Source organism: Microbulbifer maximicatervae (SeqCode), assembly GCF_052467955.1.
On sequence record NZ_CP174329.1, the window covers coordinates 378,522 to 390,346 of the forward strand.

Consider the following 11,825-nt stretch of genomic DNA (forward strand, 5'->3'; position numbering starts at 1 on the left):
TAATGAAAGAGCTTCACGAGGATTTACGCCTTGAAGCTGTTCAGAAACCTAAACGTATATGCATCCTAACGGAGGATATGTTTGGTCCAATAAAAAATGGTGGCATTGGAACGGCTTACTTTCATTTGGCTGTTTTTCTACAGAGATCTGGTCACAAAGTCACCATCTGTTTCGTTAATGGTCTAGCAAAAAATCCTGTGAAAATGAAAATCACAAAAAATTTTTTTGCAAAACTTAATGTTGAATTTCATGGTGTTGCACCGCAGGCACTAGCTAAAACGACAATGGCTCGCACTATGGCAATGCCCTATGCAGCCTATGAGTGGCTCAAGAGAAATGATCGCTTTGATATTGTCCATGTTTCAGAATGGCGTGGAATGGGTTATATAGCATTACTTGCCAAGAGTCTTGGTATTGCATTCCAAGATATACATTTTGCTGTTAAAGGTTCTTCCCCAACACTCTGGTCTGCCGAAGGTAATCAACAATTCCTTAAAGAGGAACGGCAATTGGGGTGGGTATTTATGGAGCGTAGAAGTGCTGAGATGGCAGATACTCTGATCTGTGGGAGTCAGCATTTAGTCTGCTGGATGAAAAATAATAAATACCGCCTGCCTGAGCGCAGTTACTATTGGCCAAATGTATTTTTGGACGATCTATTACCTGATAATGAAGCCATAAAAAATAGTAACTTAGAGACAAAAGAATGGGTGTTTTTCGGGCGTCTTGAACCTCGTAAGGGGATTATTCTTTTTGTGAATGCATTAAACACTCTTGCTAAAAGAGGGGTTAGATTACCATCGATTACTTTTTTGGGAGGACACTCTTATCGATTTGATGCGCGAAAATTCATAGAGGAAAACCAGAAGCATTGGAGTACAGAAGTCTCATTTATAAGTGATTGTAATGCTATACAGGCTGTAGAGTATTTGAGTGGAGAAGGACGTTTGGCTGTGATCCCAGCTTTGTTAGAGAATTCCCCGATTTCTGTCTACGAATGCCTTGCAACTAAAGTACCATTTATTGCTGCTGATACTGGTGGTACTCGAGAGTTACTTGATGACGAAAATGGAAAAAAAATCCTCTTTAAGCCAAATCATATTGCTTTAGCGAGAAAGTTAGAATTACATGCAAAGAAACTGCCTGCGCCGGGTATAAAACACCAGAGGCTTAAGAAGTCGTTAGATGTATGGAATAAATGGCATGGCCAAGAGCATTCAATTATTAAAAACGCCCGATCTTCCAATAGACATGATCCCTTGGTTTCTATATGCGTAACTCATTTTGAGCGTCCAGACTTTCTCTATCAAGCGTTAAAAAGCATTAAAGATCAGACTTATAAGAACATAGAAGTTATTGTGGTTGATGATGGTAGCCATTCACAAGAAGCGCTACACGCGCTGGAAATTATAGAAAGTCACTATCAGAAGAATGGATGGCAGTTTGTATACCAGGAAAACCGATATGTAGGGGCTGCTAGAAATACTGCAGCACAAAATGCAAGTGGAGATTATCTACTTTTTTTTGACGATGACAATGTCATGATGCCGGAAATGGTAGATAAGTTGGTAAGCGCGGCAACTTTTGCAGATATTGATTGCCTGACTTGTAGCTCTATCCGATTCAGCGGCAAGGGGGCACCTAATACTCCAGAAGGTAAGCTCGGAACTCAAATTCGTTTTATGGGGCCAGCTAGAGCTTGGGCAACGAAAGTAAATATAGTCGGTGATGCGACGTGTCTGATAAAAGCTTCTAAGTTTAGAGATCACGGAGGTTATACAGAGAGATATAGAACAGGTAAGGATGATATTGAATTCTATAGCAAGCTAATTTTAGCAAAGGAAAATGTATCCTATTATCCTGATCCTTTATATTACTATCGCACCGGTGACAACTCTATGAAATCCAGAAATCACCTTCAAGAAGAAGGGGATTTCAGGCAAATAAGTCCTTACCTTGAAGGGCTCGACTCGGAAGAGAAAAGCCTTCTACTACTAAGAAAACAGCAAAAAGATGCCAAAAAAAATAAAGGGGAAAAATATAAGCCAGGGTTTTTAAAGCGAACGATTCGAAAGCTGCGTAAATTCGCTAGGGTGAAAGTTTGAAAGTAGTTAAGTACATTGAAAGTGCTAGTGAAACACGCTTCCCCCTTATTTGTATCTTCCGTGATGAATTGGATATTCTCCCGGCTTTTCTCGACCACTACCGGTCTTTAGGTGTGACATGTTTCCACCTGGTGGATACGGGAAGTAGCGATAACTCGGTAAGCTATCTACTGAAGCAGAATGATGTCCAGCTATACGAAGTTGATTGTGGCTACCCCCAGGCAAACGCAGGTGTAGATTGGGTTAACAGAGTTGCCCGGGACTACTGTCAGGGAAAATGGACTCTTGTGGTAGATGCTGATGAATTTCTCTGGTTACCTGAAATTTTAGGTAAAGCTTCACTGAAGGTTACGACTCAACTTATGCAGAGTGAATTAGCTTTTGCTCTATATACTCCACTAATAGATTTCTTTAGTGACAACCTTCAAGGGAATGCATATGACATAAGAAATCTTTCTGAGTTAATGGAATCAACGCCTAACTATGTATCTTATAAAAACTTTAAGAAAAAAAGCATATTAGCTTTTCCTTTTTTTGAAATTCGCTCCAAAGCCAGAGCGCAAATATCTGGCATTTCTGATTATTTTGTTAAATCTTATAAAATTCCGTTGGTTTATTGGCGGACGGGTTTTCAATATTTACGTTCAACCCACTCATGTACGCCGGTTCCTCTCAGTAAAAATTGCGCTCATCTTCTCCATTTCAAATTCCGGTCCGGCTTTCAGCAAAGGCTTAGTCGGGAATTGCAGAACCCTGACCGGATGAATGCTGATGTATATCGCATTTCCAAGGCCATCATTAAAAATCAGATAACTATCCCGCAATACACATCGGATCTGCGCAAGATAGATGGATTCGGGGAAAGCGATTGGCTAACAAAGATGGATTTTGATACTGATTGGCAGAATGAAAATAAGTCCAAAAGCCACTATTTCGAACTGCTCACACAGCAAAAGATAGCCTCGGAGAGCTTTCTCGCCGATAACTTAAACCGTATAACCAAGTCTTTTAGTTGGCGACTGAGCCGGCCTTTACGCAGATTTCTGTTTCATCGGGGCATATTGCGACACGATCACTATCCAGAAAGGCTCGACCAGGATCATCCATTAGTGGATCAGACGATTGCCATCTATGAGTCATTTTGGTGGCTGGTTACGGGAATCTTTAGACTGCCTGTCGCAATCTATCGCGCCATTCTCTGGCATAAGCTTGGAGGACGTCGCCGGACCAGGTAGGGCTTTATACAAAAAAGGCCGGGGAGGTTTGTCCCCGGCCTTTTGTTTGCATCTCAGTTTGTGCCTGAGGTTAGTGTACCCAGTGGTGGCGTTCCATCTTCTCCTGTACCGCTTCTGCCGTAGGAGCGGGCATAGCACTGATAGGCAGGCGTTCGTGGAAGAATGCCAAGCGTTCGCCAGCCCCTACTTCGTTCATGGTTTCCGCCTCAAACACACGGCCATTAATTACCGTGTAGGTAATGTTCTCTGACAGGCGCAGGTTATCCAAGGGGTTGCCGTCAACCACGATCAGGTCAGCCAGCTTACCAGCTTCAATGCTGCCGATATCACCGTCCATACCCAAGTAGCGGGCACCATCGATAGTACCGGCACGGAAGGCTTCCCAAGGAGTAAAACCGCCCTGCTCCATCATCCACATCTCCCAGTGGGCTCCAAGTCCTTCGCGCTGGCCGTGGGCGCCGATATGTACGGTGACACCTTCGTCGCGCAGCTGCTTGGCCTGACGGGCCACATTAAAGTGGTTGTAGTGGGCATCCGGCGCAGTGGGGCGACGGATAGAGCGGGGGTTAACGATAAAATCGGGGGTAAAGCGGGTCAGGCGCTCGTTCTTCCATACCTCGGTGCGGTCATACCAGTACTCCTCACCCCAGAGACCGCCGTAGGCCACGACGAAGGTCGGTGTATAACCCACTTGGGTTTGGCTCCACAGCTGCTCCACATCGCCGTAGACATTGGCGATCGGCAGTGAGTGCTCGATACCGGTGTGCCCGTCCACAATCATGTTCATATTGTGCTGGTACTTACCGCCGCCCTCGGGCACTACCATAATGCCGGCTTCGCGGGCTGCCTGCAGCACTTGCTGGCGCTGGTCGCGGCGGGGCTGGTTGTAGCTCTTCACCGAGATGGCGCCCATTTCCTTGAGACGGTTCACGTGGAACTGAGCGTCCTCCAGGGAGTTGATCTTGGCTTTGTAGCCTGGACCTTTGGCGCCATAGAGGATGGTGCCGGTGGAGAAAATACGCGGCCCAGTAATCAGGCCGGCCTTTTGCATTTCAGCGGCGGAGAAGATCTCGCTGCTGTCATTGGAGGGGTCGTGAATAGTAGTCACTCCAAATGCCAGGCTGGAGAACAGGTTCCAGTTCTGCTGCGGGATAATTTCCTCGCGACCCTGAGCACCGTGGGCATGAGCGTCAATAAGCCCCGGTAAAACGGTTTTGCCGGTGATATCGATACGCTTCGCTTCGGTGGGAATCTCCACTTCCTCTGCGGGTCCCACGGCGACAATGCGGTTGCCCCGGAACAGAACCACACCATTGTCGATAATTTCACGGGTGTTTTCCGCATCGCGCATAGTGACAACCTTGCCGCCGGTGAGGGCAACGAGGCCTGCGCGATTGTCGAAGGACTGTTCAAAGCTCAGGTCGATGCCTTCAGAAACTGGCTCTGGCAGTTCCTCCGGAGCGCCGGCGACAAATTCGAAGGCGTCCTTCAGTTCACGCTCGAACAGTTTGGGGCCGTGTGCCCAGCCCAAAGTGTCGCTATCGGCAGACCAATGCAGGTTTTCACCGGCGCGCTTGGATACCTGGGTGACTTTGACCGCTTTGCTATCGGGGCCGATAACCTCGGATTTGCCGGTATGCATAAAGGGCGCGACAAAGGCTTTGAAGTCCTGGGTGAAGGCAACCCACTTGCCGTCCGGAGACAGGCGGAAGGAAGTAATCTCAGCGCCGTGCAGGTGCTCGCGCTCATCCTTGCCTTCCAGGTTGGTGCTCTTCAGCACGCGCTTGCCGCCGTCAGCGTTTTGGTACTCGGAGAAGTAGATACGATCCTCGCTGGCGCCGAAATGAGGCTCATAGCCGGACTTTACGACCCGGCGTTGCCAGTCGCCGTCGGCGTCTGCCAGGTAAATGCCCGGTTCCAGGGAGTACTCAGGGCTGAGTAGATAGCCACCGGTAAAGCGACGGTAGGCCACTGCGTCACCGCTTGGAGAAAAGCTTGGTTCAACGTACAAGCCCGGCTGCTTGGTGATGTTTTTACCGCGACCGTTGCGAGCGGAAACTACCCTCACATGGCCCAGGTTTTGGTCATCCCAAGAGACATAGGTGATCTCGCGACCATCGCGGGACCAGCTGGGATAGAATTCAAAGTGGTCGTCCTGGCGGGTCAGACGACGGCGCTCACCACTGGCGACATCCTGAATATAAATCTTGCCCAATGCCTGGAAAGCGACCTGTTTGCCGTTGGGGGATTTCTGCGCCCAGCGAATCATCTTCACATCGAAGGTTTCCGGCGCTACGTCTACCGGGAAGCGCACCGCATCCGCTACCTGTTTCTCAACTTTCACATGGGCCGCAATCGGTGCGACGCTGTCGCCGTTGATGGAGATGCGCAGGAATTTACCGCCAGTCCAAACGACCAATGACTCGCCATCGGGCATCCAGTCGTATTGAACGTAGTTGCCATGAGGGCCAAAGATTTCCTGCAGGTCGCGTTCGAGGCCGGAGTAAACCGGTGTTTCCAGTCCTGTATCCAAATCTTTCAGGAACAGGGAGGTCTGGTTGTCCTGGCGGCGAATAAAGGCCAGTTTAATGCCATCCGGGGAGGGTACAGGTGCTACTGCGCCACCGGGACCGGAGACAAAGGTCTCCTCTTCACCATCCTGGAGGTCATAGCGGTTGATGGCAAAAATTTCCTGGGTGGAGTTTTTGTTGTACTTCCACACGGTGCCGGGGGTGGTGTCGATGGAATAATAGACATAGCGCCCATCTGGGGAGAAGGCCGGATCGGCAATATTTTTCTGGGCGATATCGCCACCGATGCGCTCTTTCAGTTGGCGACCTTCACCCCCACCGTAGTGGTACATCCAGATTTCACCGGCGGCAATACTGCGGCCAGACATAAAGCCTTTACGCGCTACCAGGTACTGGCCATCGGGACTCCAGTTGGGCGAGTGCAGCAAGTTTTCCTTCTCTGTCGTGAGCTGGCGAAGGTTGTCGCCATTGCGATCCATCAACCAGATGTTGTCGGCGCCGTCACGGTCGCTGATAAATACGATGGTCTTGCCATCCGGGCTGAAGCGCGGCTGCATATTCCAGGCGATTTCATTGGTCAGGGCTACCGCCTCGCCGCCTGCTACCGGCACTGTGTAGATATCGCCGAGCATATCGAACAGGATGGTTTTGCCATCTGGGCTGATATCCAGGTTGCTCCAGGTGGTCTCGCGGGTGTCCAACTGGATCGGTTTGAATTCGTAGGGTGGCTTGTTGATATCCCAGGATTGGGCATCCGTCTTTTCTACTTTCTTTTCTTTAGTAGCTTCGAGAGCGCTCTCGGCTTCTGCCACAGCCCCCATCGGCAGGGTCAGTGCCAGGACAGCCAGAGCCAACAAATGGCGGCGCGGCTTGTTCTGCTTGGTGGTGTTCATTGAAATATCCCTCCGCCTGATTCTGTGTTTGGCGGCTATATTTGTTTTGTTAGGGTGAGTAACCGGTTGATTTCACAGGGGGTAAATTACCGGGATCAAAGCGGCGCGGCAATCTTAATACGTTGAATACCTGGGCCTCGGGGCGAACTGTTGTTCGCTTGAGTAAACCGGGTCTAGTGGCCACAATGCACTCAAATTTTGTAGATGATTGGAATATCCACCTTTTATGACTATCGACGTTGTGATTTTGGCCGCCGGAAAAGGCACTCGTATGCACTCTGACCTGCCTAAAGTGCTGCATCCTATCGGCGGTGTTCCCATGCTCGAGAGGGTAATTGATACCGCCATGTTGCTGGGAGAGGTGCAGATTACCGTGGTCATCGGACATGGCGCAGATCTGATACGTGATCGCTTTGCTGATCGTGGTGTCAGGTTTGTGGAGCAGGAGCAACAATTGGGTACCGGGCATGCCGTGGCCCAGGCTGTGCCCTATTTCCGCGAGGGAGCCACCGTTTTGGTGCTCTATGGCGATGTGCCTCTGGTCAGGGCCGGCAGTTTGCAATCACTGCTATCGGCAGCGGATCACGGACCTGCCCTGTTGTCAGTTGAAATGGCCAATCCTGCCGGTTACGGGCGCATTGTGAGGGATAACAGCGGCTGTGTGCAGTCGATCGTGGAGGAAAAGGATGCCGATGCGGATACCCTGGCTATCCGTGAGGTCAATACCGGCATTTTGGCAACTCCTGGAGCACTGTTGGCTCGCTGGTTACCGGAGTTGTCCTGTGACAATGCTCAAGGTGAGTACTACCTGACCGATATTATCGGTCGTTCGGTCAGTGAGGGTATTCCTGTAACGGGAGTAATTGCCAGTGATCCACTGGAAGTGGCGGGAGTAAATAGCCGTGCGCAGCAGGCTCAGATGGAACGCGCTTTGCAGCATAACCATGCGACCAGTCTTATGAATGCGGGGGTGACTTTATTGGACCCCATGCGTATAGATGTTCGCGGCAGCCTGGAGTGCGATACCGATGTCTCTATTGATATCAATTGCATTTTCGAAGGGACAGTTTCACTGGGTAAGGGGGTACAAATTGGACCTAATTGCCTGCTAAAAAACTGTCGCCTGGCAGATGGCACCAAGGTAGAGGCCAATTCCATTATCGAAGGCGCTGAGATTGGTGAGGCTTGCACTATTGGTCCCTTTGCACGTTTGCGTCCGGGCACAGAGCTGGCCACCGGTGCCAAGGTGGGTAACTTTGTCGAAACCAAAAAAGCCAAAATTGGTGAGGGCAGTAAGGTTAATCATCTCTCTTATGTCGGTGATGCCCTAGTGGGCGAAGCGGTCAATATCGGTGCTGGCACTATTACCTGTAATTACGACGGTGTGAACAAGTCCCTGACCGAGATCGGCGATAAAGCTTTCATTGGCTCTAACACGGCTCTGGTAGCCCCGGTAACTGTGGGCGCCGGAGCCACAGTGGGTGCTGGCTCCACCATTACCCAGGCTGTGGGGAGCGAAGAGTTGGCGGTAGCGCGCAGCAAGCAGCGCAATATTACCGGCTGGCAACGTCCGAGCAAGAAAAGCTAAATAACCCTTACCGTAATTGGGTTGCCCCTCGGAAACTATAATTCCGGCGGGCCTTCCCTCTCCACGCCTGTTGATAGCCACCCTATCCATTAAACTTGCGCTTCGGGAACAAAAGGAATGGCCCGATGCACAAGCCCAGATTACAGCTGCTTGCCAGTTTTGATATTGCTTCGCTGCAATATTTGGATGAACAGGGACAGACGACCCAAGCCCTACCGGAATTTGCCACCCCGGATACCCTGATTGCTTACTACCGCCAGATGACGTTGGCTCGTATGGTGGATGATCGCGCGGTAAAAATGCAGCGTACAGGTCAACTTGGTACCTATCCCTCAAGCCTCGGCCAGGAAGCTATTGGTGTTGGTCTCGCAGCCGCCATGGCCAAAGAGGATATCTATTGCCCCAATTACCGGGAGACCGCTGCTCTTTTGGAGCGGGGCGTCACTATCGAAGAGATCTACGCGATCTGGGGGGGCGATGAACGGGGGCAGAACTTTCGCCATAGCCGCGAAGATTTGCCCTTGAGTGTGCCTATAGCCACCCAGATGTTGCACGGTGCCGGTGTAGCCTTTGCTCTGAAATATAAACATGAGCATTTCGGTGAACCCATGCGCGTCGCTGTCTCGACCGGGGGCGATGGATCTACTTCGCGGGGAGACTTTTACGAGGCGATAAACCTGGCTGGGGACTGGTACCTGCCTTTAGTGATAGTGATCAACAACAATCAATGGGCCATTTCCCTACCGCGAGATGAGCAAACGGCCTGTAAGACTCTGGCACAGAAGGCTATTGCCGCCGGCATACCCGGCTTGCAGGTAGACGGCAACGATGTGATTGCCGTTCGTGAGGCGGTGGGTGATGCCGTGGAGCGGGCGCGCAGTGGTGCTGGCCCAGCTCTGATCGAAGCGATCAGCTATCGCCTGTGTGACCACACCACCGCCGATGATGCCAGTCGCTACCAGCCCAAAAAAGATGTCAGTGAAGCCTGGTCCCGAGAGCCTCTGCAGCGCCTGCGATCCTACCTGGAAAACTGCGGTGCCTGGGATGATGCGCAGGAAGAAGAGCTGCAACGGGAGCTGACCCAGAAGCTGGAGAGAGCGGTCCACATCTACCGGGAAACCCCCAGAGATGCCGCCACAGCAATATTCGACCACCTCTATGCAAAGTTGCCGGAGCCTTTTCTGGAGCAGTATCAACAGTTGCAGGGAGATAGCTAATGGCTGAGATAACTTTGGTCGAGGCTGTCACCCAGGCTCTGGCTTACGAGATGCAAGCAGACCCGATGGTGGTTCTATTTGGTGAAGATGTTGGTCTGAACGGTGGCGTATTCCGCTCTACCGAGGGGTTGCAGGCCAGGTTTGGCCGGGACCGGGTGATGGATACCCCCTTGGCCGAGACCATGATTGCCGGAATGGCTGTCGGTATGGCGGTGCAGGGCCTGCGACCGGTGGCTGAATTCCAGTTTATGGGTTTTATCTATCCCGGTCTCGATCAGATCCTTAGCCACGCCTCGCGCTATCGCAATCGCACCCGCGGCCGTCTCTCCTGTCCGATTGTCTACCGGGCCCCCTATGGAGGTGGAATCCATGCACCGGAGCATCACTCCGAGAGCACCGAGGCCCTGTTCGCCCATATTCCAGGTCTGCGCCTGGTGGTGCCCTCCTCTCCTGCACGGGCTTACGGTTTACTATTGGCGGCAATTAGAGACCCGGACCCGGTAATTTTCCTGGAACCCAAACGTATTTACCGAGCCGTTCGCCAGGAAGTACCCGACACTGGCGAGGCTCTGCCACTGGATCGCGCCTTTGTGTTGCGGGAGGGTCGCGATATTACGCTTGTCGCTTGGGGCGCCTCCCTCAAAGAGACCCTGCAAGCCGCAGAGCAGCTCGCAGAGGAAGGGGTAGAGGCTGAGGTTATCGACCCGGCCACCCTGAAACCCCTGGATATCCACACGGTAATAGACTCCCTGGAGAAAACCGGGTGCTGTGTCGTTGTGCACGAGGCGGCCAGGTTTTGTGGCCTGGGTGCCGAGGTGATCGCACAGATAAATGAGTATGCCTTCGATCTTTTAAAGGCACCGGTACAGCGGGTGACCGGTTTCGATACGGTGATGCCCTACTATCAACTGGAGGATGAGTATCTACCCGGAGTGCCGCGTATTTTGTCGGCCGTACAGGAAGTGCTGGACTACGCCAACGGAGGGCCACAATGAAGACTTTTACCCTTCCGGATCTCGGCGAAGGTCTCCCCGATGCGGTAGTGCGGGAGTGGCATGTCAAAGAGGGAGACACCATAGCCGCCCATGAAACTCTGGTGACAGTGGAAACCGCTAAGGCCTTGGTGGAAGTGCCGGCTCCTTGGGGCGGCACTATTGAGAAGCTATTTGCGGCAGTGGATGAGACTGTGAATGTTGGCGATCCCCTGGTGGGATTTATGGCCGAGGGAGAAGTCGCAGTTGAAAGCCCGCCCACTAAAGCTGAAGAATCGGAACAAGAGACTAGTCCTCGGGCCGACAGCGGCACGGTGGTGGGAAAAATAGAGCAAGGGCAAGGTGTGTTGGGGGCTGAGCGGGGGCCGGAGGTGGGCTTGAAGCGACTGGCCACTCCGAGAGTACGGGCCCTGGCCAGGCGTTTGGGGGTAGATTTACAGTTAATATCACCAGCGGGTGCACTGGTAACGGAAGCTCAGGTACGCACTGCGGCGGGGCCGGGAACAAAGGCCAAAACTGTGGCGAAGGGGCAGCATCCATCACCTGCCCGCGCTTCTGCCGTACAAACTACAGCCGTTGCACCCCAATTCGATTCTGAGTCCGAAGTCATGACGCCTGCACGTCGCGCAATGGGTTTGTCCATGAGCCGAGCGCGGGATGAGGTAAAGCAGATAACGCTGTGTGACGATGCGGATATTTCCAACTGGTGGGGTAGTGCTCCGGCGCTGCTGCGATTGATTCGTGCAGTACAGGAAGCTTGTGAGGCGGAACCTACCCTCAATGCCCTGTATCAGGATGATAAGCTGGCGCCGCAGGGCAGTATCAATATTGGCTTGGCAGTGGACTCTCCGCGAGGGCTCTATGTGCCGGTACTCAGGGATGTTGCCCAGCGTACTGATGAAGATCTGCTCCAGCAGGTGGCGGACTTTAAACACCAGGCCCGCGAGACCGGGATCGCCCAGCGAGACCTCCAGGGGGCAAGCATACTTCTCTCCAACTTCGGCTCCATAGCCGGTCGTTATGCCACTCCGGTAGTCATGCCGCCCACTGTTGCCATTGTCGGTGCCGGGCGGGTGTGCCAGGGAGTTGTGGTGGTCAATCGATGGCCGGCACTTCGCCCCCTACTCCCTCTCTCTATCAGTGCCGATCACCGGGCCGTTACCGGTGGAGAGTTGGCGCGCTTTCTTCAGACAATGTTGGAAACTTTGTCTCTCTAGCAGACAGTCTGAGTGGGTCCTATACCGGTATCTAATCAGTTGAGTAG

General features: G+C 52.1%; 7 protein-coding genes. 6 read left to right on the forward strand and 1 reads right to left on the reverse strand.

Annotation, left to right across the window (positions count from 1 at the left end; translation table 11 throughout):
• Window positions 1–2 precede the first annotated feature (2 nt).
• Both ACJJI5_RS01585 and ACJJI5_RS01590 read left to right on the forward strand, forming a co-directional pair.
• Window positions 3–2,105: a glycosyltransferase gene (locus ACJJI5_RS01585; protein ID WP_445355357.1), complete on the forward strand. Its 2,103-nt coding sequence runs from the start codon at window positions 3–5 to the stop codon at window positions 2,103–2,105.
• Window positions 2,102–3,340 (forward strand): glycosyltransferase family 2 protein, encoded by a 1,239-nt coding sequence (locus ACJJI5_RS01590; protein ID WP_444934524.1) that lies wholly within the window; start codon window positions 2,102–2,104, stop codon window positions 3,338–3,340. The genes ACJJI5_RS01585 and ACJJI5_RS01590 overlap by 4 nt, the downstream gene beginning before the upstream one ends.
• Window positions 3,341–3,410: 70 nt before the next feature.
• On the opposite strand, the gene ACJJI5_RS01595 is transcribed toward ACJJI5_RS01590, so the two are convergent.
• Window positions 3,411–6,764, reverse strand: a complete 3,354-nt coding sequence (locus tag ACJJI5_RS01595; protein ID WP_445355358.1) for an amidohydrolase family protein — start codon at window positions 6,762–6,764, stop codon at window positions 3,411–3,413.
• Window positions 6,765–6,990: 226 nt separating this feature from the next.
• On the opposite strand from ACJJI5_RS01595, the gene glmU reads away from it, so the two are divergent.
• The 4 genes from glmU to ACJJI5_RS01615 all read left to right on the forward strand — a co-directional run bounded on the left by glmU (window position 6,991) and on the right by ACJJI5_RS01615 (window position 11,778).
• Window positions 6,991–8,352, forward strand: coding sequence for a bifunctional UDP-N-acetylglucosamine diphosphorylase/glucosamine-1-phosphate N-acetyltransferase GlmU (glmU, locus tag ACJJI5_RS01600; protein ID WP_445355359.1), 1,362 nt, complete (start codon window positions 6,991–6,993; stop codon window positions 8,350–8,352).
• Between the two features lie 125 nt (window positions 8,353–8,477).
• Entirely contained in the window at window positions 8,478–9,569 is a 1,092-nt protein-coding gene (gene pdhA / locus ACJJI5_RS01605; protein WP_445355360.1) for a pyruvate dehydrogenase (acetyl-transferring) E1 component subunit alpha, read from the forward strand.
• A complete protein-coding gene (locus ACJJI5_RS01610) occupies window positions 9,569–10,564 on the forward strand; it encodes an alpha-ketoacid dehydrogenase subunit beta (protein ID WP_445355361.1) in 996 nt (331 codons plus the stop codon). Before pdhA ends, ACJJI5_RS01610 begins: the two co-directional genes overlap by 1 nt.
• Window positions 10,561–11,778, forward strand: coding sequence for a dihydrolipoamide acetyltransferase family protein (locus ACJJI5_RS01615; RefSeq protein WP_445355362.1), 1,218 nt, complete (start codon window positions 10,561–10,563; stop codon window positions 11,776–11,778). Before ACJJI5_RS01610 ends, ACJJI5_RS01615 begins: the two co-directional genes overlap by 4 nt.
• Window positions 11,779–11,825 lie beyond the last annotated feature (47 nt).

Excerpts from the sequence above, each read along its gene's own strand:
- ACJJI5_RS01585 (WP_445355357.1), top strand. The coding sequence starts at position 3 with ATGAAAGAGCTTCACGAGGATTTACGCCTTGAAGCTGTTCAGAAACCT.
- ACJJI5_RS01595 (WP_445355358.1), bottom strand. The coding sequence starts at position 6,764 with ATGAACACCACCAAGCAGAACAAGCCGCGCCGCCATTTGTTGGCTCTG.
- glmU (WP_445355359.1), top strand. The coding sequence starts at position 6,991 with ATGACTATCGACGTTGTGATTTTGGCCGCCGGAAAAGGCACTCGTATG.
- pdhA (WP_445355360.1), top strand. The coding sequence starts at position 8,478 with ATGCACAAGCCCAGATTACAGCTGCTTGCCAGTTTTGATATTGCTTCG.
- ACJJI5_RS01610 (WP_445355361.1), top strand. The coding sequence starts at position 9,569 with ATGGCTGAGATAACTTTGGTCGAGGCTGTCACCCAGGCTCTGGCTTAC.
- ACJJI5_RS01615 (WP_445355362.1), top strand. The coding sequence starts at position 10,561 with ATGAAGACTTTTACCCTTCCGGATCTCGGCGAAGGTCTCCCCGATGCG.